We start from the raw sequence: 25,603 nt of genomic DNA on the forward strand, positions 1-25,603 counted from the left end.
TCGGCTCGAATACCCCCGATCTCCGGCCTGTCACCGACAGCACTCGGTCGACTACCGTGAATGCCTGCAGATGACACTCGGGGGAGGAAGATTGCGGCACGGCCGGCGTTCGTCACTGACCCTGCAACTGTCCCTGCTGGTCGCTGCGGTACTGCTCGAAGTCACCACGAGCCTCGCCACCGATGCCGCAACCAACTCGGGCATCTTCACCTGGGTAGAGGCCATCGCCGGCCCCGCACTGATCGTCCTGCTGCTGGCACTGATCGGCGGCAACGCGCTGGTCCTGTGGTGGGAGAACCCTCGTACCCCCAAACCGGTCTGGGGTGGTGACCGCTCGCCCTACCCGGGCCTGGCGGCGTTCACCGAGCAGGATGCGGCGGTGTTCTTCGGCCGCGACGACCTGGCCGCGGAGTTGGTCCACCGCCTGCATGTGCTCACGTCGGACCCGACGGCCCGTTTCGTCTGTGTGACCGGGGCGTCCGGCAGTGGCAAGTCGTCGCTGGTGCACGCTGGCGTGGTGCCTCGATTGCGCAGGCACCGGTGGCAGGTGCTCGCGTCACTGGCCCCGGCCGGCGAGCCCGTCGGGCGACTCGCCGCGCTCGCGGCGAGCCTGATCGGCGGGCAGCGGCAGGCGGCGCTCCGCGAGATGTGGTCGGATCGTCACGCTCTCGCCAAGGTGGTACGCGCCTGGCGGGTCAGGGCCGGTAACCGGCACGGCCGCGTGCTGCTGATCGTCGATCAGATGGAGGAACTGGTAACCCTGTCGGGTTCAGCCGAGCGGAGACTGTTTCTTGACCAGGTTGCCACGGCCCTCGGCGCGGACCGTCGGCTCTGGGTGATCGCGACGCTGCGCATCGAGTTCCTGGCCGATCTGCTCGCGGGTGAGCACGCGCAGTTGTTGGCCTCGCCGCTCGCCGTGGGCACCATGAGTCCGAGCGAGTTGGTACGCGTCATCGAGGAACCGGCCCGGCTGGCGGGGATGAGTTTCGAGCCGGGGTTGGTCGACGAGATCGTCGAGGAGACCGGCACTCCCGACGCGCTGCCGCTGCTGGCATACCTGTTGCAGGAGCTGTATCTGGCGGTTGGCCCCGGCAACATGGTCACCGGGCAGAGATACCAGGAGTCGGGTGGGGTCGCCGGCGCGCTATCGCGGCAGGCGGACACCGTCTTGGCCGAGCTGCGGACGCGGTACGACGTCGCGCTGATCCTCTCCACCCTGCTGCGCCTGGTGTCGATGGACGGTGGAGAACCCACCCGGCGTCGGGTGCCGCTCACCGAACTTTCCCCGCAGCAGCGCCAGATTGTGGATGTCTTCACCGATGCCCGGCTACTGACCTCGGCCGCCGCCGATGACGACGACGGTGGCGGTGGCGGTGGCCCGTACGTGCAGGTGGCGCACGAGGCGCTGTTCCGGCAGTGGGCACCGCTGCGGCAGGAGGTGGAGACGAGGGCGGAGCAGCTGAAGCGGCGTGCGGAGTTGGAGCGGTGGGCGGCGGACTGGCAGCGCTCCGGCCGCAGCCCCGACTATCTGCTCAGCGGGGACCGGCTGGTGTTGGCTGGGCAGTGGCTGGAGGCGATGCGCTCCGCCGGGCAGGACAGCCCGGCCGCCCAGGATCTGGTCGACGCATCCCGCCGCCGCGACACCGCCTTCCTGCGTCGCGTGTCGGAGTCGATCGGCCATTACGCGCTGACCAACGTCGACCGCTACCCGGAGCTGGCCGTCCTGCTGACCACGGCCGCGTTGACCGAGTGTCCCCTCACCCCCGCCGCCGCGCAGGCGTTGATGTCTGCGCTGGCGTTCAGCCACGTCGAGGCCGTGCTGATCGGGCACAGGGACGCGGTCCGGGGCGTGGCCTGGTCGTCCGATGGGGGATCGATCGCGACCGCATCCCGCGACGGCACGGCTCGGTTGTGGGATGCGGCCACCGGCACGGCCTACGCCGTACTCCGCGGCCATACCGACATGGTGGAGGCCATCGCCTTCTCTCCCGACGCCACCAGGGCTGCTACCGCGTCAAGAGACACCACCGTACGAATCTGGGACACGACCAACGGCGCGCTGGTCACCGTCCTGGCGTGCGGTGACTATGCGCGTGGCGTGGCGTTCTCGCCCGACGGTGCCCGGCTGGCCGCCACCAGCCGCGACTGCCTCGTCCACCTGTGGGACACCGCCACCTGGACCGTCCACAGCACCCTCAACGGTCACACCTCCGACGTGTGGGGCGTTCACTGGTCACCCGACTCGACCCGGTTGGTCACCGCCTCCCACGACAAGACCCTCATCGTCTGGGATCCGGCCACCGGGCACCCGGCGCGTACCCTGCATGGCCACCTCGACCTCGTCGAAGCCGTCGCCTTCTCCCCGGATGGGCGATGGATCGCCAGCGGATCGGCCGACCACACGGTGCGGATCTGGGATGCGGCCACCGGTACTCAGCACAGCGCCATCGGCGGTCAGCGCGACACCATCTGGTCGATCGCCTGGACGCCCGACAGCCAGCAGGTCGCCCTTGCCTGCGGCGACGGCACCGTCCGGATCTGGGACATCGGCCGGTTGCGGGAGGTCGCCGAGCTGCGCGGGCACGAGCATACGGCCTGGAGCGCGACGGTCAGCCCGGACGGTACCCGGGTGCTGAGCGGTTCCGCCGACGCCACGGCCCGGATCTGGGCGCTGCGCCCGCGCGGTGCCGAACAGCTCCTCCTGGCCGGGCACCGTGCGCCTCTCACCGCGCTGGCTGTCGACGGGAAGGGGCGCATCGTGGCAGGTTCCTCCGACGGCACCGTCCGCCGCTGGCACCGCGACGGACGCCTCCAGGACCACACCCACACCGCAGCCGCCGGTGTCACCGCCCTGACAAGCAACGGGAGTACGCTGGCCGTTGCAGCGCAGGACGGTTCGCTGTGCCTGCTCGACGGCTCCAGCATCGACGTGTTGGTCGACCATGGCGTCGAGTTCGAGTCCCTGGCCTACTCGCCCGACGGATCTCGTCTCGCCGCCGGGGCGAAGGACAACACCATTCACCTGATCGACGTACGCTCCCGAGCCGTCGTCGGCTTCCTGCGCGGCCACACCGACTGGATCGGCGCGCTCGCCTGGTCCCCCAGCGGCCGCTACCTCGCCTCCGGCTCCGACGACCGCACCCTGCGCATCTGGGACATGGAGAATCCGGCCACCAGCAGGTTGCTCGCCGGCCATCAGAACTACGTCGACGGGATCGCGTGGGCACCCGACGAACGCCACGTCGCCAGCTGCTCCGCAGACTGGACCATCCGCGTCTGGTCCCTGACCGATGAGAACGCGCCGGCCAGGGTCCTCACGGGCCACGATCGGCGGGTACGCGCCATCGCCTACTCCCCCGATGGCCGCTACCTCGCCTCCGGCTCGGACGATCGCACCGTACGCCGCTGGGACAGCCGGGCCGACGACGACGGCCAGGTCATCGGCGTACACCGGGATGCTGTCACCTGCGTGGCCTGGCTGGCCGACGGCGCGCACGTCGTCACCGGCTCGGCCGACGCCAGCGCCCGCATCTGGCCCGTCAACCTCGACCTTCCGGCGTTGACCCGCGCCGCGCGGCACCGGGTGTTCCGGGCGCTCACCGCCGACGAACGCCGCGCCCACCTGCTCCCGGTCAACGAGGGTGACTAAAGCACCTGCTCGACCGTACGAACCTCCTCACCGACGAGAAACTCCGTCGGATCCAGACCGAGTTGCTCCCGCTGCGGCGACGCCCAGTAGGCAGCGTTCGCCTCCGCAAAGGATTGCCCCCCTTCGTATGAGATGACCCAGATGTGGGCATCGCGCTCCCGATCCACCCACGAACCGTGGATCTCGAAACCAAACTCCCGCCGCAACGGCACCACCAGGGTCCGCCACGCCCGCACCCACTCGTCCAACCGCCCTTTGCGTACGCTGTAGGTGCGGATCTGCACAGTCCTCACAACACCTCCATCGTGTCCAGCCGCAGGTCGTGGCGCTCAACGCCGTGGCCAGCCTGCTTCTCCGCGTACTCAGCGGTGATCCCCTACGATGACACGCATCGTTGTCGGCGCCCGCTCCACACACGATCCTTGCGCCGGACCTCAGAAGCTACATGCGCCACACACCGACCATTGCCACCCGCTACGGTGAACCCGAAGCCTCCACCGCTTCGGACAGATCCGAACCCAGTCCAACGGCAGAGGAGCCTGGCGATCTTGCGATACAAAGTGAAGGAAAACAGCACACTTGATCTCTAGAGCCGCAGGTCAGAAAGTCTGCTCCCCGCGCACGCGGGGGTGATCCCGGTGATTTCCATTGATTGAGATCCCGTTGTCTCTGCTCCCCGCGCACGCGGGGGTGATCCCGAGGTCGACGCGGACGTGGTGGTGGCCAGCGTGCTGCTCCCCGCGCACGCGGGGGTGATCCCGTACCCTTGAACCGGCGCGGCTCGACCAGTCCCTGCTCCCCGCGCACGCGGGGGTGATCCGGTGTGGGTGGTCGCGGGGTGCGTGCTGGCGGTCTGCTCCCCGCGCACGCGGGGGTGATCCCATCTGCAAGATCGCCGACCTACCCCAGCTCTACTGCTCCCCGCGCACGCGGGGGTGATCCTCGCCGAGCAGGTCGACGGCCGCGGTGGGAGTCTGCTCCCCGCGCACGCGGGGGTGATCCCGTGCTGCGGTTTCCGGTGCGGATGCTGCTGACCTGCTCCCCGCGCACGCGGGGGTGATCCGAAGCTCGGCTTGATCGTAGGGATTCGAGGCATCTGCTCCCCGCGCACGCGGGGATGCTCCCTGCGCGCGACCCCGATGCTGCCGGACACGCCCTCGCCACACCGGTCGACCCGCGATTCCCTGTGTCGTGGGGAAGTTCCCTGGTGATGGTCGAATGCGTAACGTCGGTGGTGGGCGTCGATGGGTGTGACCGGGATCGGGGATGGTGGCGTGTCTGAGGGAAGGTCGGAGAGCCTACGTCGGCAGCAGGCGTGTCTTGCTGCCGACTTGCGATCGGCGGGAAAGACCTGGGTTGAGGCTGCCGAGATCTTCCAGCAGAAATTCCGGCTCAATCCTCGCGTGGCATTGCGGACGGTGCGGGGATGGAGCCAGGCACGGGCAGCCGAGGAATGGAATCGGCGCTGGCCGCACGAGCCCAAGACCCTCAAGAACTTCTCCTACTGGGAGACTTGGCCGGGCAAGAGCGGGCACTCGCCGTCGCAGGAGAATCTGGCACGCCTCGCCGAGATCTACGAATGCAGCGTCGCCGACCTGGTGGCCGACCTGCCCAGCTTCCGTCATCTTGACGCCGCCGCTCGCACGCCCGCAGCGGTTTCCTCACGCTCGACCACCGACGTCACGGATGGAATCATCATGCCCGGTGAGGCAGAGACCCTGCTTCACGATCTGCTCGGCCGGCGTACCGGCACCGAGGCGGGGGCTCCACCGACAGTGGACGCCATCGGCCGGTTCCACCGGCCCGAGGAGATCGACTTTGGGAAGCTGGCGCAGGTCATTGTCATGTGGATGCAACGGATACCGCACTCCAGGGCCCGTCGGGACATGCTGGGCAAGCTGACGGCCGCGCTGGCGGTTGCCGCAGCGGCGCCGTTGATCGAGCTGCCGGGCGGGGCTGAACGCGCCAGCGCCGCGTCGGTGCCGGAGGTCAGCAGGTTCGATCCGGCGACGCTGGCGCACTGCGAGGCGATGATGCCCCACCTGCGTAAGCAGGGTGACGTGCTCGGGGCGGGTTCGACGTTGCCGAGCGCGTTGGCCTATCGGCGGATCGCCGAGCAGCAGGCGAGGGTGGCTCCGCCTGGCGCTGCACGTGATCGGGCGGTGGCGGCGTACGCCGAGCTGACCCAGTTGGCCGGGTGGCTGTGTTTCAACATGGGCGACTATGCCGCCGCGCAGCGCCTGTACGACGATGCGCGGGCCGCCGCACACGAGGCGCGGGCGGTCGAGTTGGTGACCTACGTCCTGTGCACGATGAGTCACCTGGCGACCTGGCAGGGCAAGCCTCGGGTGGGCATCGATCACGCGGTTGCCGCCGCGTCGTGGGCCGAACAGAGCGGCAGCCCCTACGCCCGCGCCTATGCTGCCGATGTTGCCGTGCGCGCGTTGACGGCCGACGGGCAGGCCAGCCAGTCACAGGACTTCCTCGACCGCGAATATGCCGCCCTGCAAACAGCGTTGACTGACAACGGCCCTCGCCAGTCGTGGTGGTACTTCTACGACGAGTCGTTTTTCTGGAGCACCAGCGCCCAGAACGCGCTGAAGTTCCATCAGGCAGACAAGGTGCTCGCAGCGACGGACAGAGCACTGAGCCTCAGCGACCAGGGGAACCTGCATGAGCGGTCATTCCGGCTACTGTTTCGCGCCGAGGCGTTCGCCCGCCAACAGAACATCGGATTGGCCTGCCGGGCCATCACCGAGGTCGTGGAACTGACCTCGATGAACTCCTCCCGCCGCATCGAGCAGCGGGTACAGGAGCTGCGGCGCGGACTCGACCCCTGGCGGCGCACACGCGGCGTGCGGGAACTTGACCAGGCAATCCGCGCCTACCGATCACAGCCCGCCGGCTAGCGAAGCGGACGCACGAACTTGACGTACTCGCGGTAGTAGGCGCCCGGCCGGCCGGGAACGGTGCCGACCCGCTGCCAGCCCCACCTCTCGTAGAGTGCGTGGGTCGTGGTCGCCGCTGGGTTAGCCGACAGCGTGGCGCGTTCCTCGCCACGGCCGGTCAGGAACTCGTCGTGCAACCGCCGCCCGACCCCCTTGCCCTGCCACGCCTGACGCACCTCGATCTCGGCCAGCACCACGGTCCGCTGGCCACCGCGCTCGTCGGTGAAGCCCGGCTCGGGGGCCGGGTCGAGGCCGGCGAACCAGTCCCGCTCCTGCCGCAGGCTGTAGCCGAAGACGAAACCGACCAGCTCGTCACCCGCCCGAGCCGTCACCACCTCGTAGTTGCGGGCGCCCAGCGCGCCGGTGGCACGGTCACGGAAGGCGCTGGTCTTTACGGCGCTGTCCTCGCCCGGCACGTGGCCGTAGGCGTCGGCGTAGACATCACACAGCTCGTCCATCAGACCAGCGGCGGTGTCTGCGGTCGCCCGGGTGTACGTCACGTCCGTCATGCCCGTAACCATACGGTCCTGCGGACTTCCATCATTCCCCGCGCGGCAGGGAGAAATGCGCGCGGCCTACCGGGTGAAGTCGACGATCCCGGTTGGACCGGGACTCACTGCTCCGGAGAGTCACGAAACAATGGGGTGGCTTCCTTCTCTCGCCCGCCAGATGGTGGACCCACCGAATACGCAGGCAAAGGCGTACCGAGATGGGGAGCATGATGGTTTCCGTTGCCGGGCGGCCGGCGTCCTCGCTGGCCGCACAACCGGCCACAGCCGTAGTTGTAATGCGTGGCCCAGCGTTCACGGGTCTGCCCGATGAATGATCCGGGGTTGGCGTGGGTGGCGGTTCGCGGGGTGTATGAGCGGGCCACCGATCATTTCTGGTCGTTCATGGAGGATCGGAGTGTGCGGTTCCTGCCGCCCCCGTACGCGCCGATGTTCTTCACGACGCTCGGTCAGGTGGTCGCGGGCCGGGACGATCCGGCCGGTCGGCGGGCGGCGCTCGCGGTGCTGGGGCGGATGTACCGGCGGTTCGGGCTCCAGCCGTACCATGCCACCGCCGTCAGCGCGGCGCTGGTGGACACGGTGCACCGGTTCTCGGGTGGGGCCCGGGGGCCGCGGTCGGCGGAGCGCTGGGAGCGGGGGTGTCGTCGGGCGTTTCGGTTGGTGGAGCGAGCCGCGGGGACGGTCGGTGACGGTCCGCAGGTGACGGTCGCTGAGGTGGTGACGGTTGCGGCGGCGGCCGATGGGGTGGCGGTGGTGACGGTCCGGCCGCTGCGACGGCTGCGGTACTCGCCGGGTCAGGCGGTGCCGGTGTGCACGCCACGGTTGCCGGGGGTGTGGCGGTGGTTGTCTCCGGCGAATGCTCCTCGTCCGGACGGGACGGTGGAGTTCCACGTTCGCGCGGTCACCTCGGGTGTCGTCTCGCCGCTGCTGGTCCACGAGGTGACCCGGGGCGAGACGTGGTGGCTGGGGCCGCCGGTGGATGTCGGCCTGTCGGTGGCGGCGTGTGGTGGGGCCGATCTGCTGCTGGCGGCCGGCGGGACCGGCCTGGCGCCGCTGCGGGCGATGGTTGAGCAGGTGGCGGTGTCGCCGGGCGGGCGGCGGGTGATCCTGGTGGTGGGGGCACGGACCCTGTTCGACTTCTACGACGCGGTGGCGCTCGACAAGCTCGCCAGTGCCCATCGTCGCTGGCTCACGGTCGTGCCGGCCTTCTCGCACGACCCGGCGGTGGAGCCGGCCGCCCGGGGTGACCTGCTCACGGTCGCCCGCTACCACCACCGGCCGGGGCAGGCGTTCGTCGTCTGCGGCCCGCCCTCGCTGATCGAAGCGGCCCGCGTGTCGCTGCCTGCCACCGGCGTGACCCCGCAAGACCTACACCTACCGCTCACCTTCCACCCCGCCCCCGCCCCCGCCCCCGCCCCGTCATAGTCGCCGTCGATCAAGATCCGCACAGTTTCAGGGATGTTGCTGCCTCAACTCCCGACTGAGGATTTAACTCGTGGGTTGGGGGTGGTGGAGGTGGCGTGTGGTTCGTTCGGTGTGTTGGCGTGACGTGGGGCGGCCACCGCCTGATCATCGGGATCGACCAAGATCTTCGATGTGGGGCGGTGGCCGTGGCTGTCATTGTGGGTCATGCGGGTGTGGGTGGGGAAGCAACCGGGGGTGAGCGTCACCGGTTGGTGGAGTTCCGTCAGGGTTGGTATCAGTGTTTGACGCGGTGGGCGGACACGTTGTTCGAGGTGACGGATGCGGTGTTGACCACGCCGGGTTCGTTGGCGTCGTTGCCGTATCTGACGTTGGAGCCGGCGCTGCGTCGGGGGTGGGGCAGTGTGTACGCGTCGTTGTCGAGGGGGCGGGTGGACGTCGCGGCGGTGCGTGATCTGCTGATCGGTGCTCTGCCGGGGTGGTGGCCGGTGTTCGCGGTGGATGTGACGGCGTGGCCGCGTCCGGAGGCGGGGTGTTCGCCGCGGCGGGGGATGTGTCGGGTGCCTGATCCGGGTGGCGATCGGCGGGGGCGGGTGGTGCCGGGGTGGGCGTATCAGTGGGTTTGTCAGGTGTCCGCGACGCCGGATTCCTGGACGGCGCCGGTCGATGTCGTGCGGGTGGACCCTGAGGACAACGCCACCGAGGTGGCGTGTGGCCAGATGAGCGCTGTGGTGCGGGGCTTGGCCCGCCGGCGGCCGGGTGTGGTGCCGGTGTTCTGCCTGGACGCCGGTTACTGCCCGATCACCGCGACAGCTCGGGTGGCGTCCGATCCCCACGCCCCTGCCCGGATCATCGGACGCATCCGCCGGGACCGGGTCTTCTACGCCGACCCGCCGGCCAAGACCCCCGGCAGTCCCGGCCGACCCAAACAGCATGGCGATCGATTCGCCTGCGCTGACCCCACGACCTGGCCGGACCCCACCCACGAGATGCACACCGTCGATGACACCCACGGCCCGATCCACGTCCAAGCATGGACCGGGCTGCACCCCAAACCCGGCCCCCGACGCCGGTGGGCAGCGAAGAACACCAAGGGTCTGGCCGCCCCGATCATCCGCGGCACCGTCGTACGGATCAGCCTGCCCCGAACCGTCGAGGCCAGCACCCCACAAACCCTGTGGCTGTGGACCGCCGGCCCCGACCCGATCGATCTTGACCTGATCTGGCGGGCCTACCTACGCCGATTCGCCATCGAACACACCAACCGGTTCATCAAACAACACCTCGCCTGGACCACCCCAGCAGTGCGTCATCCCAGCCAAGCAGACCTGTGGACCTGGATCGTCGCGGCGGCACACACCCAACTCCGCCTCGCCCGAACCCTGATCACCGACCAACGCCTGCCCTGGGAACGACCCCTGACCACCACCACCCTGACTCCCTACCGGGTCCGACGAGGTTTCCGCAGCCTGCACCCACACCTACCCACACCAGCCAAGCCGCCGAAACCCTCCCGACCAGGACCAGGACGACCAAGAGGCAGCCGCAACCAGCAACCAACCCCACGCCACAAAACGATCATCAAGCGACGCAGACGCACGAAGCGTTAAATCGCCAACTCCCGATCGAGGCAGCAGTATCAGGGAAACTGCACGGATCATGAACACGGGCCGGGAACCCGGGAGGCCGCGGAGGTGGGGTGGTGCCCCGGGTGCCGCCCGGCGCGGCACCCGGGGCGTCCCGGGCCCCGTCGGCCCGTTTATCCGCGCACCGCGACGGGGGTGGCCGTCGCGGTGCGCTGCTGGTGGGCGCGGATCAGTTCGGCGTAGCGGGTGCCGCTCGTTTTGACCGTCCGCTGCTGGGTGTCGTAGTCGACGTGCACCAGGCCGAAGCGCTTGTCGTAGCCGTACGCCCATTCGAAGTTGTCCAGCAGTGACCAGGCGAAGTAGCCGGCCAGCGGGGCGCCCCGGCCGGCCGCTGCGGCGCAGGCGGCCAGGTGCCGTTCCAGGTGGTCGGTGCGCTCGGCGTCGGTGACGGTGCCGTCGGCGGCGACCCGGTCCGGCCAGGCCGAGCCGCTCTCGGTGACCAGGATCCGGGCGGGGGCGTACTCCTCGCTCACCTCGACCAGCAGTCGTTCCAGCCCGGCCGGGTTGACCTCCCAGTCCATCGCGGTGTGCGTGGCGCCGGGCACCGGGACCTGCCGGGCGTACGGCACGGGGCCGTCCGGGTCGTCGGCCGCCACCTGCCGGAAGTAGTAGTTGACGCCGAGGAACTCGGTCGGTGCGGCGATCACGGCGAGGTCGTCGCCGCGTACCGGCGGCTCGATGCCGTAGGTGGCGATCATGTCGGCGGGGTAGCCACGGCCGTGCAGCGGGTCCAGCCACCAGCGGTTGACGTGCCCGTCCAGCCGGCGGGCGGCGGCCAGGTCGGCGGGGCGGTCGCTGGCCGGGTCGATCGGGCTGAGGTTGAGCACCGGGCCGATCGCGGCGGGCCGGGCGGCGTTGGCCCGGATCGCGGCCGTGGCCAGGCCGTGCCCGAGCAGCACGTGGTGGGCGGCCGGGATGGCGCGGGTCAGGTCCCGCTCGCCGGGGGCCATCCGTCCTTCGAGGTGACCGATCCAGGCGATGCAGAGCGGTTCGTTGACCGTGCACCAGTCGGCCACCCGGTCGCCGAGCCGGGCCGCGACCACGGCGGCGTAGTCGGCGAACGCCTCGGCGGTGTCCCGCCGCGGCCAGCCGCCCCGGTCCTGCAACGCCTGCGGCAGGTCCCAGTGGTAGAGCGTGGCGTAGGGCCGGATGCCGGCGGCGAGCAGGGCGTCCACCAGCCGGTCGTAGAAGTCGAGACCGGCCGGGTTGACCCGGCCGACGCCGTCGGGCCGGACCCGGGGCCAGGCCACCGAGAAGCGGTACGCGCCGACGCCGAGGCCGCGGATCAGCGCCACGTCCTGCGGCCACCGGTGGTAGTGGTCGCAGGCGACCTCGCCGGTGTCGCCGTTGTCGATGGCCCCCGGCTGGGTGCAGAAGGTGTCCCAGATGGAGGGCTTGCGGCCGTCGGCGCGCACGGCACCCTCGATCTGGTACGCCGAGGTGGCGACCCCCCAGAGGAAGTCGGGCGGCAGCGTGGACAGGTCCGGCACGGTCGGTTTCTCCTCGGTTCTCGCGGTGGACGGGCTCACTTGACCGCTCCGGCGGTGAGGCCGGCGACGAAGTAGCGCTGCAACGCCAGGAAGCCGGCGACCACGGGCACGCTGACCACCAGCGAGGCGGCCATCACCTGGTTCCAGTAGACGTTGAACTGGGTGGAGTAGCCCTGGAGGCCGACGGCGAGGGTCCGGCTCTGCTCGTTGGTCAGCACCGAGGCGAAGAGCACCTCGCCCCAGGCGGTCATGAAGGCGTACACGGTCACCGCGACCACGCCGGGCACCGCCGCCGGCAGCACCACCTGGAACAGGGTGCGCAGCGGGCCGGCGCCGTCGACCTGGGCGGCCTCGTCGAGCCCGCGCGGGATGGAGTCGAAGTAGCCGACCAGCATCCAGATCGAGAAGGGCAGCGAGAAGGTGAGGTACGTGATGATCAGGCCGGTACGGCTGCCGTAGAGCGCGATGCCGGTGGCGTTGCCGAGGTTGACGTAGATCAGGAACAGCGGCAGCAGGAAGAGGATGCCGGGAAACATCTGGGTGGAGAGCACGGTGACCGAGAAGATCTGCCGGCCCCGGAACCGGTACCGGCTGACCGCGTACGCGGCGAAGATCGCCACGGCGACCGAGAAGATCGCCGCCACGCTGGCCACCAGCAGGCTGTTGAGCAGGTAGCGGCCGAGCGGGACGGTCGACCACATGTCCACGAACGCCTGCAGCGTGGGGCGTCGGGGCCACCAGGTGAAGGCGGCCTGGACGTCCTGCAACGGTTTGATCGCCGAGCTGACCATCACGTAGAGCGGGACGAGGACGAACCCGGCGAGCAGGGTCAGCACGATCCGGCGCGCCCAGCGCTCGGCGGCGGTCTCACGCATCGTTCCTCCGTCGGTTGGTCAGCAGCAGGTACCCGGCGGTGACCAGCAGCAGGAACAGCAGCAGCGACACGGACATGGCCGAGCCGGTGCCGAAGTCCCAGGTCTGGAAGGAGCTGCGGTAGATGTGCAGCGAGATGAGGTTCGCCTCGGCCGGTGCGGAGCCGCCGAAGAGGACGTACGGGGTGTTGAAGTCGTTGAAGGTCCAGAGGAAGAGCACGAGCAGCAGGACCAGGTTCACCGGGCGCAGCATCGGCAGGGTCACCGAGCGCAGCCGTCGCCAGAACCCGGCGCCGTCCATCGCGGCGGCCTCGTACATCTCGCCGGGGATGTTCTGCAGGCCGGCCATCAGGCAGAGGAAGGCGAAGGGCCAGGTCCGCCAGATCGAGACGATCAGCAGCGCGGCGAAGCTGTTGTCGCCGATCAGCCAGAACGGCCGGTCGTCGAGGAGGTTCAGCTGGTCGACCAGGACGTGGTTGACCAGGCCGGTGTCGCGCTGGAAGAGGAAGGTCCAGGTGATCACGGCGGTGTAGACCGGCAGCGCGTACGGGGTGAGGAAGAGCGCGCGCAGCACGGCCCGGCCCCGGAACGGTCGTTGCAGCAGCACGGCGGCGGTGATGCCGAGCACCCAGGAGAGGCCGACCGACAGGACCGTGTAGATGACGGTGATCCGGAACGAGCGCAGCAGTTCGGCGCCGGCGGCGGAGTTGACGTCCAGCACGATGCGGTAGTTGTCCAGCCCGACGAAGGGCGCGCCGGACCAGTCGCGGATGTGGAACTGGGTCAGTTCCAGCAGGCTCATCCACGCCCCGACGAGCATCGGGATGACGTGGATCCCCAGTTCCAGTGCGATGGCCGGGGCGAGCAGCAGGTACGGCAGCAGCGACCGGCGGGGTCGGCGGCGGCGCCGCCGGGCGGGTGTGCCGGCCGGGGCCGGCGGGCGGCCGGGCGCGGTGGCGGGCGGCGAGGTGGTGGTTGCCATTCGGTTCCCTTCGCGGGCTGGCCGTGGGAGGGTCGGCGGCGCCTCCCACGGCCAGCGGTCCGTGGTCAGCGCATCTGCTGCTGGGCCCGGGTCAACTTCTCCCGGACGCTGTCCTCGGTGACCGGCCTACCACTGGCCGCGTCGGCGAAGAGTTCCTTGATGGCGGTGCCGACCAGGGTCTCGAAGGTGCTCTCCTCGGGCACCTGCGGCAGCGGCGCCGCGCTGGTGGAGAGGGTCTGCGCGAGCACCTTCTGCTCGTCGGCGGCGAAGGCGGGGTCGGCGGCGACGGTGCTGACCGCCGGCAGCGAGCCGTACGTCTTGTTCAGCGTCACCTGCTGGGCGTCGCCGGTCATGAACTTGACGAACTCCAGCGCGCCGTCCAGGTTGCCGGTGTGCTTGAAGACGGCGATGTTGATGCCGGCGACCATGCTGTTGACCTGCTTGCCGCCGGCCGGCGGGTTGGCCAGGAACGGCACCGGGGCCACCCCGTACGCGTCGGCCGCCATGTTCTGTGACTGGAGGTTGGCGCCGACGGCCTGCCAGAGCAGCATGGCGGCCTTGCCGTTGGCGAAGTCGGAGACCGACTGGTTCTGCGCGTACTCGGCGTTGCTGGGGTTGACGATCTTGTCGACGGCCATCAGGTCGATGTAGCGCTTGACGGCGGCGACGTTCTGCGGGGTGTCGAAGCTGGGCTGGCCGGCGGCGTCGAACCAGTCGCCGCCGTACTGCTGGCCGAAGGTGAAGGCGTGGTGGGCGTTCTCGGACGGGTTGGCGCCCTCCACGGCCAAGCCCCACTTGCCGTCACCGGTCAGCTTCTTGCCGACCTCGGCCAGCTCCTCCCAGGTGGTCGGCGGGGCGGTGATGCCGGCGTCGGCGAAGGACTGCTTGTTGTAGTAGAGCGCGTAGGCGAGGCTGTAGAGCGGCACGGCGGCCGGCGGCTTGTCGGGCGCTCCGGCGGCGGCGAGCGCGGCGGGGACGAAGCGGTCCTTGCCGCCGATCTTGTCAAGCGTGGCGTCGTCGAACTCGACCAGTGCGCCGGTGGCCTGCAACGACGCCGACCAGGTGTTGCCGATGTTGACCACGTCCGGACCCTGCCCGGTGGTGGCGGCGGCGAGCAGCCGGTTGAGCAGGTCGGACCAGGGTACGACCTCGACGTTGACCTTGATGCCGGTCTGCTGTTCGAACGTGTCCAGCTGGGGCTGGAGGATCTCCTTGTCGGCCTCCAGGCTGGCGCCCTGGTTGCTGGCCCAGTAGGTGAGGGTCTTGCCGCCCTCGCCGGATTCCTCGCCGGAGCCGCAGGCGGTCAGCGAGCCGGCGGCCAGGACGGCCGCGGTGAGTATCGCGAGGTGTCGTCTCGACACGGTCTGCCCCTTCTCAAGGTGGTGGTGGGGGAAGTTACATCACGGCTTAATTAATGTCGTCATTAAAATGGTTGGGCGGGAGGTCGTCAAGCACGGGTCGTACAGTCGCCGGGGCGGCCGACGGGATGAGGTGACACGTGGAGCTGGCGCGGGCGACGAATCGCAGCGTCCGGTTACGCAACCGGTCTGCCCTGCTGTCCAGGATCTTCCTCGACGGGCCGCTGACCCGGCAGGATCTGGTGCGCGGCACCGGGCTGAGCCAGCCCGCGGTGAGCAACGTCGTCGGCGACCTCATCGACGAGGGTCTCGTGATGGAGGCCGGCGCCGCCGAGTCCGACGGCGGCCGGCCGAGCATGATGCTGCGGGTGGTGCCGCGCCACGCCGTCGTGGTCGGCGTGGACGTGGGCGAGACCCGGGTACGCGTCGAGCTGTTCGACCTCGCGATGACCCTGCTGGCCAGCGTCGAGTATCCCCTCGAGGACGGCGGCACCGAGCCGGCGACGGTGGCCGGGCACGTGCTGGCCGGCATCGACCGGGTGCTGGCCGACGCCGGGGCGGACCGGGCCGGGGTGCTGGGCGTCGGCATCGGCGTCTCCGGCGTGGTCGAGCAGGGCACCCGCGCGGTGGTGGACGCGCAGACCCTCGGCTGGGACCGGGTGCCGCTGGAACGGCTGATCGCCGAGGGCACCGACCTGCCGCTGCACCTCGACAACGGCGCCAAGACCCTCGGCCAGGCGGAGATGTGGTTCGGCGCCGGGCGAGGCGCCCGGCACGCCGTGTTCGCCCTGGTGGGCTCGGGCGTCGGGGCGGCCGTGGTGACCAACGGGGTCACCTACCGGGGCGCCTCCAGCAGCGCCGGCGAGTGGGGCCACACCACGCTGGTGTACGGGGGTCGGCCCTGCCGGTGCGGGGCCCGGGGCTGCCTGGAGGCGTACGTCGGGGCCGAGGCGATCATCGACCGTTACCGCGAGGCGCGACGCGGCCGGGCGGTGCCCGGTGACGACGAGGAGTCCCAGCTCGCCACGCTGGTGGCGGCGGCAAACCGGTCGGAGACCGCACGGCGGGTGCTGGACGAGACGGCCGACTACCTGGGCGCCGGGGTGGCCAACCTGATCAACCTGTTCAACCCGGAGCGGGTGGTGCTGGGCGGCTGGGCGGCGATGGCGCTGGGCGACCTGCTGCCCGCCGTACGCGAGGCCGCCGGTCGCCAGGCCCTGCGGCTGCCGTACGCCCAGGCGTCGATCGAGCTGTGCCGCCTCGGCGTGGACGCCGTCGCGCTCGGCGCGGCCACCCTGCCCATCGCGCGCCTGCTCGCCAACGGCGGCGTCCGCCGCTGAGTCGGCCCATCATCCGGCAAAGACGACTTTCGGGATAAATTACGAAGTTATAGATCGATGTCTTGACGTGGCCGCAACGTCGCCGCAACACTCTGCGGCAAGCGGTCCCCACGACGATGCCAACCCGGCGGCGTCACCGTGCGGCAGCCCGCCCGTCCCGAAACCCCGTCGCGCCCGACGTCAGCAGCCCTCGACCGACAGGCGACGTCATGACACCACCCGTTTTCCCCGTACCATCCACTCCAGGCCGCCGACCGACCACCCGGAGCCGGCGTGCCGGGCTCGCCGCGGCACTGGTCACCGCCCTGGTGGCCACCCTGGTCCCGGCCATCGGTGCGGCGCCGGCCCAGGCCGCGCCGGTCCTGCTCTCGCAGGGACGACCGGCCACCGCCTCCTCCACCGAGGGCGACGCCTTCCCCGCCTCGGCCGCCGTCGACGGGAACACCGGCACCCGCTGGTCGAGCGCCTTCAGCGACCCGCAGTGGCTCCGCGTCGACCTTGGCAGCCGGGCCACGATCAGCCAGGTCACCCTGGTCTGGGAGGCGGCCTACGCGCGCGCCTTCCAGATCCAGACCTCCGACAACGGCAGCTCCTGGACCACCGTCTACAGCACCACCAACGGCACCGGTGGCACCCAGACGCTGACCGTCAACGGCGCCGGCCGCTACGTGCGGATGTACGGCACCCAGCGGGCCACCGGCTACGGCTACTCGCTCTGGGAGTTCCAGGTCTACGGCGAGACCGGCGGCGGCGGACCGGGTGACCCGGTCGAGCCGACCGACCCGCGCAACCCGAACTTCGGCCCGAACACCTTCGTGTTCGACCCGGCCACCCCCACCGCCACCATCCAGAGCCGGCTGAACACCATCTTCAACCAGCAGGAGACCAACCAGTTCGGCCCGCAGCGCTACGCCGTGCTGTTCAAGCCGGGCAACTACACCGCCGACGTCAACCTCGGATTCTTCACCCAGGTCGCCGGCCTGGGCATGTCACCGGATGACGTGAACCTCAACGGGCACGTCCGGGCGGAGGCGTTCTGGTTCGGCGGCAACGCCACCCAGAACTTCTGGCGGGCCGCGGAGAACCTGTCGGTGACCCTGCCGGCCGGGGTGCAGGTGGAACGGTGGGCGGTGTCGCAAGCCGCGCCGTACCGGCGGATGCACCTGCGCGGCGCGCAGAACCAGATCCAGCTCTGGAACGGCGGCGACGGCTGGTCCAGCGGCGGCCTGATGGCCGACACCCGCATCGACGGGCTGGTCGTCTCCGGCTCGCAGCAGCAGTGGTACTCGCGCAACAGCGAGTTCGGCAACGGCTGGACCGGCTCGGTGTGGAACATGGTGTTCCAGGGCGTGGCCGGCGCACCGGCGCCGAGCTTCCCCAACCCGTCGCACACCGTCATCCCGACCACTCCGGTCGTCCGCGAGAAGCCGTTCCTCTACGTCGACGGCACCGGTGAATACCGTGTCTTCGTGCCGGCGCTGCGCAGCAACTCCTCCGGCACCAGCTGGTACAACAAGACCCCGGCCGGCTCGTCCATCTCGCTGGCCGACTTCTTCATCGTCCGGCAGGGCACCTCGGCGGCGACCATCAACAGCGCGCTCGCCCAGGGCAAGAACCTGCTGTTCGCCCCCGGCGTGCACCGCATCACCGAACCGATCCAGGTCAACCGGGCCAACACGGTGATCCTCGGCCTCGGCCTGGCCACCATCCAGGCCGACAACGGCACGGTGGGGATGCGGGTCGCCGACGTGGACGGCGTCAAGGTCGCCGGCATCATGTTCGAGGCCGGCACGACCAACTCCCCCGTACTCATGGAGGTCGGGCCGGCCGGCTCCTCGGCCAGCCACGCCGCCAACCCGACCTCGCTGCACGACGTCTTCTTCCGTATCGGCGGGCCGGGCGTCGGCCGGGCCACCACCAGCCTGGTGGTCAACAGCCACAACGTGATCGGCGACCACATGTGGCTGTGGCGCGCCGACCACGGCGACGGGGTCGGCTGGACGGTCAACACCGCCGACACCGGGCTGATCGTCAACGGCAACAACGTGACCATGTACGGCCTCTTCGTCGAGCACTACCAGAAGTACCAGACGATCTGGAACGGCAACGGCGGGCGGACGTACTTCTACCAGAACGAGCTGCCGTACGACCCACCGAACCAGGCGGCCTGGATGAACGGCTCCACCCGGGGGTACGCCGCGTACAAGGTGGCCGACTCGGTGACCAGCCACCAGGCGTGGGGGCTGGGCAGCTACGCCTACTTCAACGTCAACCCGGCGGTGGTCGCCGAACGCTCCTTCGAGGTGCCGAACAACCCGAACGTCCGGTTCACCAACATGGTGACGGTCTCCCTCGGCGGGGTCGGCACCATCAACCGGATCATCAACAACACCGGCAACACGGTCAACACCGCCAACCAGGTGGCGTACCTGACCACGTTCCCGTAGGCCGAATCGTGGGCGGGCCCGGCCGGTGCGACCGGCCGGGCCCGCGCCGTCACGCCGGGTGGGCAAGGTGACGTGAGCCTAATCATTTTAGGTTTACGCCTAAGGTGTGTAGGGTTACGCCATGCCCCGAGTACGTCTCAGTCGCGCCGCCGTGATCGACGCAGCCGCCGAGCTTGCCGATCGGGACGGGTTCGAGGCCGTCACGATGTCCTCCGTGGCGCGCCACGTCGACGTCAAGCCGGCCAGTCTCTACGAGCACGTACAGCACCATGCGGCGTTGCTCGACGGTGTTCATCAGCTCGCGCTCGGACAACTGGCGGCGACGATCGCAGATGCGATCGCGGGGCTGTCGGGTGACGCTGCGCTGCGCGGATTCGCGGACGCGCACCGCACGTACGCGTCGCGCCGACCTGGGATGTGGAGCGCGCTGCAGCACCCGGCCGCGGTGGAGACGGCGCGCTCTCCCGAGGCCGAGCGGGTGGCTTCGCTCACCATCGCCGTGCTGCGCGGCTACCAGATCCCCCGCTCGGGAGTGGTCCACGCGGCGCGCCTGGTCGCCGCGACGCTCAATGGGTTCCTCGCGCTCACGCGCACGGGCGCATTCGCCCACCGGCCCGAGCCTCCCGACGAGTCCTGGTCGGCCGCACTGGACGCCCTGGACCGCGCCCTGCGGACGTGGCCCCAACGAGGAGAAGAGTCATGATCCCGGTCCCCCTCGGTACCGACCTCGTCCGTGGCGTCGCCGAACTCGAGCCGACCCCCCGTGGGCTCACCCCGCATCGTGTGCCGCGGTGGGCACGAGAACAGTTTCCCGACCCGCAACTGTTGGCGATGGAGGCCCAACCCTCCGGAGCGCGCATCGTCTTTCGCAGCACCGCAACACGGTTCGAGCTGGTGACTCACCCCACGCATGTCGCGTACGTCGGTACTGCCCGGCCGCGAGGGCGCATCGATGTCGTCGTCGACGGTGCTCTTCACGTCCGTGACGAGTTGACCGGTGGCGACCGCATCGAGATCGACCTGCGCACCGGTGTGTCCAGCGTCCACGCGGGGCCCGACCACACCACCGGCGTCACCGGCCTCCCGCCGGGCGACAAGATGGTGGAGGTCTGGCTTCCGCACAACGAGTCGACCGAGCTGGTCGCCCTGTCCGCCGATGCCGCCGTCGAGTCCGTGGGCGCGCCGGGCCGCGTCTGGGTACACCACGGAAGCTCCATCAGCCACGGCTCGAACGCCACCGCGCCGAGCCAGATCTGGCCCGCCGTCGCGGCACGCGGCGTCGGCGGCGTCGAGTTGCGCAACCTCGGGCTGGGCGGCAGCGCGCTCGTCGACCCGTTCATGGCCCGCGTCATCCGCGACATCCCCGCGGACATCATCAGCGTGAAACTCGGCATCAACGTCGTCAACTTCGACGCGATGCGCCTGCGGGCCTTCGTGCCCGCCGTGCACGGCTTCCTCGACACCATCCGCGAGGGTCACCCGCGTACCCCGTTGATCCTCATCTCGCCGATCTTCTGCGACATCCACGAGGACACCCCCGGCCCCGGCGGCTTCGACCCCGCCACGCTCGGCACCGACCAGGTGATGTTCACCGCAACCGGCACTCGCGGCGACACCGCGCAGGGGCGCCTGACGCTCGACGTCATCCGCGACGCGCTCCGCTCCGTCGCCGAACGCCGAGCAGACGATCAGAACCTCCACCACGTCAACGGGCTCGACCTCTACGGGCCGGCCGACGCCGGCACCTACCCTCTCCCTGACGGCCTGCACCCCAGCACCGAGGCGCACCGCCTCATCGGAGAACGCTTCGCCGAACACCTCCACAAGGTCGACACCTGGCCCCCGGCGGGCCCGCGCTGAGCCTGCCTGCGCGGGGGCGCGCAGCATCGGTGTCGTCGACGCAGGATCACGATCACCAGGGCCCGGGGTGCGGTCAGGTCCGCTGCCGGGCCGGCCCGTCCTCGACCAGTACGTCCACCGGGCCGACCCGCAGGACGCCACCGGTCACCGGCGTACAGCGGATGCCGCCGCGTCCGCGCAGCCCTCGCCACGCACCGGGGCCGATGGTGATGTCCATCCACGCGCAGGGATGCGCCGCGCGGTTCGCCCGCAGCCGCACCGGCCCCTCGCCCGAGTCGAGCACCAGTACCGAACCGACCAGCTCGTCCACGGCGATGCCCCTGGTCAGGATGTTGCGCCGGACCTGTGCCAGGCCGGCACCCGGCGGCAGCGACTCCGCCGCGATGACGGTCACGCTCGCCTCGCGGTGCGCGGCCTTGCCGAAGTACCGGTCGCCCACGATGCCCAGCTCGGCCCGGACCTCGACCTCGTCCACCAGTTCGCCGGCCGGAGCGGGCGCCGGGCCGTCCGCCGGCCGGCCCACGAAGCGGTGCGTGGGCGAGGCCAGCAGCTGGACGATCTCCGGCATGGCCAAACTCTACGGCGCCGCACCCCGGCCCACCTCAGGTATCGAGTGATCGAAATATTTAACGACCGAAGGGGTGACTGGCCACAGGCGACACCGTAGCGTCGATGCGATCCACTTCGCCGGTCGTGATCGCCTACCGTGATCTCCCCGGTGGTGGATCGGCGCTCCATGCTGTCCTTTCCTACCCCCGAAGGAGCAGAGGTGCCCCTACGACCCGTACCGTCCCGTGCCCGACGCAGCGGCGCGTTGCTGCTGTCCACGGTCCTCGTCGCCAGCCTGACCTCGATCGTCGCGAAGCCCGCCTCGGCCGCCCCGGAGGCAGGCGCCGCGCAGAACCCGATCTTCCTCACCGGGCCCAACGAGGGCTCGCCGGAAGAGATCGCCATCCGCTACCTGCGGACCAATCCCACCCCGCACGGCGTGACCACGGCCGACCTCGCTGACCTTGCCGTGCTGTCCAGCTACACCAGCCGCCACAACGGGGTCACCCACGTCAACCTCACCCAGCGGCACCGGGAGCTGGAGGTCTTCGGCGCCACCGCGACGGTCAACATCGCCCGCGACGGCAGCGTCGTCTTCGTCGGTGACACGCTGGTGTCCGGCCTGTCGGGCAACGCCTCCGGCACGGCGGACCTCGACGCCGTGCAGGCGGTCGAGGCGGCGGCCGAGGCACTCGACCTGGCCGACCCGGCCAGCCCACGGGTGATGAGCCGGGCCGGCGGCCCCGCCCAACGCACCGTGGTGAGCGGCAGCGGCATCTCCGACGAGCCGATCCCGGCGAAGCTGGGCTGGCAGCCGACCGGCGACGGGCTCCGCCTGGCGTGGCAACTGGTGATCGACGACGCCTCCGACGTGCACCTGTGGAACGCCACCGTCGACGCCGAGACCGGTGACCTGCTGGGCGCCGACGACTGGACCACCCAGGAGAACGTGGCCGAGCTGTCCACCACGCTCGGGCACGTGTCCGGCCGAGGGCTGGCGCACCGCCACAACCACAACCACAACCACGGCCACGGCCACGGCGGGAAGTTGGGCACGCCCGACCCCGTCCAGGACGGCTCGGCCTACCGGGTCTACGGCTACCCGACCGAGAGCCCGAACGACGGCCCCCGCCGCCTGGTGACCAACCCGGCCGACGGGCTCGCCTCACCGTACGGCTGGCACGACACCGACGGCGCGCCGGGCCCCGAGTTCACCACCACCCAGGGCAACAACGTCCACGCCTACCAGGACCAGGACAACAACAACGCGGCGGACTTCGGCAGCAGCCCGGACGGCGGGCCGTCGCTGAACTTCGACTTCCCGCTCGACCTGACCGAGAACCCGCAGAGCTACCGGGACGCCGCCACCGCGAACCTGTTCTACTGGAACAACATCATCCACGACGTCTCGTACCGCTACGGCTTCGACGAGGCGTCGGGGAACTTCCAGGCCAACAACTACGGCCGGGGTGGCGTCGGCGGTGACTACGTCCACGCCGAGGCGGCCGACGGCGGCGGTACGAACAACGCGAACTTCTCCACCCCGGCGGTGGACGGTGTGGGCACCCCGCGAATGCAGATGTACCTGTGGCCCGGCAACCAGTTCGGCGCCCAGAACCAGGTCGTGCTGGACGGGGTGGGCTCGTTCGACGCCGGCTGGGCGCGGTACAGCCCGGCGCCCACCAACGCCGGCCTGCCGGGACGCCAGTTCGTGTACGCCGGCACCGGCTGCGCCACGGCCGCGTACCCGGACAGCCTGCCGGCCGGCGGCTGGATCGCCGTGGTCGACGGCGGCACGACGGCCTGCACCTACCTCCTGCGTACCCAGGTCGCCGAGTCCCTCGGTGCCGACGCGGTGGTGGTCGCGCACAACGCCGCCGGTGCCGCGCCGGTGCTGACCGGCGCCATGACGACCGCACCGGTCACCATCGCGGCGGTCGCGGTGACCCAGGCCGACGGGGCCGCCATCAAGGCCGCGATCGCCGATGGCACCGTCACGGGTTCGGTACGCAAGCACCCCGACCACCCCGGCATGCGCGACGGCGACCTCGACGCCGGGATCGTCATCCACGAGTACGGCCACGGCATCTCCAACCGGCTCACCGGTGGGCCGGGCATCAATTGCCTCAGCGGCAACGAGCAGATGGGCGAGGGTTGGAGCGACTACTTCGCGGTCACCACGCTGCTCGACCCGAGGCTCGACACGGCCGACGGTTCGCGTGGCCTGGTGCCGTACATCCTCTACCAGGACGACCGCAGCGGCGCCGGCCTGCGGCCCCGGCCCTACTCGCGGAACATGCAGATCCAGCCGTTCACCTACGACAGCATCAAGACCGGTGGGTGGCTGGACGGCGCCACCCTGGCCGCGCCGCACGGCATCGGGCACGGCTGGGCCGCCGTGCTGTGGGACGTGACCTGGGACCTGATCGACCGGCACGGCCTGAACCCGAACGTCTACGGCCCCTGGCACAGCGGCGGCAACAACCTCTCCATGCAACTGGTGATGGACGGGCTCAAGTTGCAGGGCTGCGGCCCGGGCTTCGTCGTCGGCCGCGACGCCATCATCGCCGCCGACGCCGCCCTCACCGGCGGCGACAACGCCTGCACGCTGTGGGCCTCGTTCGCCCGCCGCGGCCTCGGCTACAGCGCCGTGCAGGGCACCACCAACCGGGACGACAACACCGAGGCGTTCGACACCCACCCGTCCTGCCAGGGTGACTTCGACGGCCGCTCCGCGCAGCCGGCCCTCAACAGGGCGAAGGCCGGCAGCGCCGCACCGATGACGTTCACCCTGGCCGCCAACCGTGGCCTGGACATCCTCGCCAGCGGGTCGCCCTACTCCCGGCTGGTCGACTGCGACACCCTGGAGACCGTCAACCCCGACGGGTCGATCACCCCGCGACCCGTTCCCGTCCCGGCCGTCAACCCGGGCAGGTCGAAGCTGTCGGCCAACGCCAAGGGCAGGTACAACTACGTGTGGAAGACCGACCCGAGCTGGGCCGGCACCTGCCGTGAGTTCGTCCTGACCCTCGACGACGGCTTCCAGTTCCGCGCCTACTTCAGGTTCACCGGCTGACCGACACCACCGGCCAGGTGGGCGCCGGCGGGGAGCGTTCCGGACGATGGAACGCCCCCCGCCGGTACCGGTCCGGCTCGGGCGACGACGCCACCGCCCCGACCTACCCCTCGGCGGGCGGGAGCATCGGCAGCGTCTCGCAGATCCAGGCCACCAGCTGGCAGCCCGGCACGGTCACCGTCACCTCCTCCGCCTGCGCGTTGACCGACCGGCCGAGCAGACTGAACGGGCCGAGGGCCATCGACCTACCGAGGGCGTCCCGGTCCTGCGCGGTCCACGTGCCGGTGAGTCGCAGGTCGCGGACGGCCAGGAAGGCGACGGGGACGGTCGGTGCCCGGCCGGCGTTCTCCCTCGACCGGCCGTCGGAGAACTGCCCGCGTCGGATGCCCGGCACGTGCCACGAGCCGAGTTCCAGCAGCGGCGCACACCACCAGTCGCGGGCGACCGACACCAACTGGTACTCGAAGTCGACCGTCACCCTCCCGGTGTGGACCGGCACGACCACCGGCCGCGGCGCCGCCACCACGCGGTACCTCTCGGCGACCTCGACAAGCTCGACGAAGTCCGCCAGGGCGGCCGGTGCGGGCAGGTCGTTGGCTATCCGGTACGACTCGACCGCGAACGCCCGCTGGGCGACGTCCGGAATCGCCAGGTCGGCGACGCGGACGGCGTCGAGCACGTCGACCCGATCGCCGATCTCCGGCACGGTCCCCGGCCGGTACCGCAACCCGCCTTGGTGGAAGCGATCCAGTAGATCGGCGAGTTCGACGCGGACCCGGTCCACGGCCAGCGCGGAAAGCTCCGCCGGGTCGTCGAGCGGGCCCGGCTGCTCCACGAGTGACTGCCACAGCTCCCGGGTCGCCGTGGGTGGCTGGTCGAGCACCTCCGCCAGCTCCGGCTCGGCCAGTTGGAACGCCCACGCCTGTTCGGCACCGCCGGCGGGCGGGTCCGTCACCGCACCGGTCGCCGGCGGGCTGCCGGTGTCGAAGCGGTAGCGGGTCCACCCGCCGTCGGCGTCGTACCAGCGCCGGGGATCGACGGCGACGGCCACGTACTCGTCGGGTCCGTACAGCGAGACCTGGCGGCTGCTGGCGTACTCGCGGGCGATGCCCGCCTTGATGCGCTCGAAGAGCGCCACCCGCGGCGCGTCCAGCCCGGCGGCCGGTTCCGCGGCGAGCACGAAATCCTGCAACGACGTGAGCGGAAGCATGGTGCGGGTGGCGATGCCCGCCGACACGCGCATGGTGTGGTTGGTGAGCCGGGCGGTCTCCTCAGCGCCGGCCGGCCCGGCGGGCACGCCCGGCCGGGCCCGGAAGTCCGCCGGGTCCAGCGGGCGGCCGATCTGTTCGAACGCGAGGGCAGCCGGTCCGATCCCCTCGGGTACGAGCGACTCGAAGTAGTCGCGTACCGCCCGTTGCAGCGTGGCGATGCCGTTCTCGGCCATGACGGTGCCCG

Annotated in this window: 17 protein-coding genes and 1 CRISPR repeat array; of the genes, 9 read left to right on the plus strand and 8 right to left on the minus strand. The window is 70.5% G+C overall.

The genetic code is table 11. From position 1 onward, the window contains the following. The first annotated feature begins 91 nt into the window (after window positions 1–91). Entirely contained in the window at window positions 92–3,649 is a 3,558-nt protein-coding gene (locus O7615_RS30160) for a hypothetical protein (protein ID WP_278181181.1), read from the plus strand. On the opposite strand, the gene O7615_RS30165 is transcribed toward O7615_RS30160, so the two are convergent. Further along, window positions 3,646–3,942: an NIPSNAP family protein gene (locus tag O7615_RS30165; protein WP_347405109.1), complete on the minus strand. Its 297-nt coding sequence runs from the start codon at window positions 3,940–3,942 to the stop codon at window positions 3,646–3,648. The two genes, O7615_RS30160 and O7615_RS30165, sit on opposite strands and share 4 nt — an antisense overlap. Window positions 3,943–4,257: 315 nt before the next feature. Next, window positions 4,258–4,773: a CRISPR direct-repeat array (repeat unit 28 nt; unit sequence CTGCTCCCCGCGCACGCGGGGGTGATCC). A 150-nt stretch (window positions 4,774–4,923) separates the two neighbouring features. Between O7615_RS30165 and O7615_RS30170 the strand changes: the two genes are divergently transcribed. Beyond that, entirely contained in the window at window positions 4,924–6,558 is a 1,635-nt protein-coding gene (locus tag O7615_RS30170; protein WP_278181183.1) for a hypothetical protein, read from the plus strand. Here the strand turns inward: O7615_RS30170 and O7615_RS30175 are convergent. Next, window positions 6,555–7,106: a GNAT family N-acetyltransferase gene (locus O7615_RS30175; protein WP_278181184.1), complete on the minus strand. Its 552-nt coding sequence runs from the start codon at window positions 7,104–7,106 to the stop codon at window positions 6,555–6,557. The genes O7615_RS30170 and O7615_RS30175 overlap by 4 nt on opposite strands. Before the next feature lie 309 nt (window positions 7,107–7,415). Between O7615_RS30175 and O7615_RS30180 the strand changes: the two genes are divergently transcribed. Both O7615_RS30180 and O7615_RS30185 read left to right on the plus strand, forming a co-directional pair. Further along, complete coding sequence (locus tag O7615_RS30180; RefSeq protein ID WP_278181185.1) at window positions 7,416–8,531, plus strand: FAD-binding oxidoreductase; 1,116 nt, start codon at window positions 7,416–7,418, stop codon at window positions 8,529–8,531. Window positions 8,532–8,782: 251 nt separating this feature from the next. Next, on the plus strand, window positions 8,783–10,138 hold the full coding sequence (locus tag O7615_RS30185; RefSeq protein WP_347405119.1) for an NF041680 family putative transposase: 1,356 nt from the start codon (window positions 8,783–8,785) through the stop codon (window positions 10,136–10,138). A 149-nt stretch (window positions 10,139–10,287) separates the two neighbouring features. On the opposite strand, the gene O7615_RS30190 is transcribed toward O7615_RS30185, so the two are convergent. The 4 genes from O7615_RS30190 to O7615_RS30205 all read right to left on the minus strand — a co-directional run bounded on the left by O7615_RS30190 (window position 10,288) and on the right by O7615_RS30205 (window position 14,879). Next, the gene (locus tag O7615_RS30190; RefSeq protein ID WP_278181186.1) at window positions 10,288–11,703 is read right to left on the minus strand and encodes a GH1 family beta-glucosidase; all 1,416 of its coding nucleotides are present in this window, start codon (window positions 11,701–11,703) and stop codon (window positions 10,288–10,290) included. Next, a complete protein-coding gene (locus O7615_RS30195; RefSeq protein WP_278181187.1) occupies window positions 11,700–12,539 on the minus strand; it encodes a carbohydrate ABC transporter permease in 840 nt (279 codons plus the stop codon). Before O7615_RS30195 ends, O7615_RS30190 begins: the two co-directional genes overlap by 4 nt. Further along, on the minus strand, window positions 12,532–13,518 hold the full coding sequence (locus O7615_RS30200) for a sugar ABC transporter permease (RefSeq protein WP_278181188.1): 987 nt from the start codon (window positions 13,516–13,518) through the stop codon (window positions 12,532–12,534). Before O7615_RS30200 ends, O7615_RS30195 begins: the two co-directional genes overlap by 8 nt. Window positions 13,519–13,583: 65 nt before the next feature. Further along, complete coding sequence (locus O7615_RS30205; protein WP_278181189.1) at window positions 13,584–14,879, minus strand: sugar ABC transporter substrate-binding protein; 1,296 nt, start codon at window positions 14,877–14,879, stop codon at window positions 13,584–13,586. Between the two features lie 137 nt (window positions 14,880–15,016). Here O7615_RS30205 and O7615_RS30210 point away from each other — a divergent pair, with 137 nt between their 5' ends. From O7615_RS30210 to O7615_RS30225, 4 genes are all read left to right on the plus strand, one after another. Beyond that, complete coding sequence (locus O7615_RS30210) at window positions 15,017–16,216, plus strand: ROK family transcriptional regulator (protein ID WP_278181190.1); 1,200 nt, start codon at window positions 15,017–15,019, stop codon at window positions 16,214–16,216. 209 nt (window positions 16,217–16,425) lie between these two features. Then, window positions 16,426–18,663 carry a discoidin domain-containing protein gene (locus O7615_RS30215; protein WP_278181191.1) on the plus strand — a complete coding sequence of 746 codons (2,238 nt, stop codon included), beginning with the start codon at window positions 16,426–16,428 and terminating at the stop codon, window positions 18,661–18,663. A 151-nt stretch (window positions 18,664–18,814) separates the two neighbouring features. Beyond that, window positions 18,815–19,366, plus strand: coding sequence for a TetR/AcrR family transcriptional regulator (locus O7615_RS30220; protein WP_278181192.1), 552 nt, complete (start codon window positions 18,815–18,817; stop codon window positions 19,364–19,366). Further along, window positions 19,363–20,523, plus strand: coding sequence for a GDSL-type esterase/lipase family protein (locus tag O7615_RS30225; RefSeq protein WP_278181193.1), 1,161 nt, complete (start codon window positions 19,363–19,365; stop codon window positions 20,521–20,523). The genes O7615_RS30220 and O7615_RS30225 overlap by 4 nt, the downstream gene beginning before the upstream one ends. Window positions 20,524–20,596: 73 nt before the next feature. Here the strand turns inward: O7615_RS30225 and O7615_RS30230 are convergent, their stop codons facing one another. Then, window positions 20,597–21,091, minus strand: coding sequence for a molybdenum cofactor biosysynthesis protein (locus O7615_RS30230; RefSeq protein ID WP_278181194.1), 495 nt, complete (start codon window positions 21,089–21,091; stop codon window positions 20,597–20,599). A gap of 201 nt (window positions 21,092–21,292) precedes the next feature. On the opposite strand from O7615_RS30230, the gene O7615_RS30235 reads away from it, so the two are divergent. Beyond that, entirely contained in the window at window positions 21,293–24,148 is a 2,856-nt protein-coding gene (locus tag O7615_RS30235) for a M36 family metallopeptidase (protein WP_278181195.1), read from the plus strand. A gap of 103 nt (window positions 24,149–24,251) precedes the next feature. Here O7615_RS30235 and O7615_RS30240 read toward each other — a convergent pair whose 3' ends face one another. Next, window positions 24,252–25,592 carry a hypothetical protein gene (locus O7615_RS30240; protein ID WP_278181196.1) on the minus strand — a complete coding sequence of 447 codons (1,341 nt, stop codon included), beginning with the start codon at window positions 25,590–25,592 and terminating at the stop codon, window positions 24,252–24,254. Window positions 25,593–25,603 lie beyond the last annotated feature (11 nt).

The organism is Micromonospora sp. WMMD1082, from assembly GCF_029626175.1.
Classification (GTDB): Bacteria; Actinomycetota; Actinomycetes; order Mycobacteriales; family Micromonosporaceae; genus Micromonospora.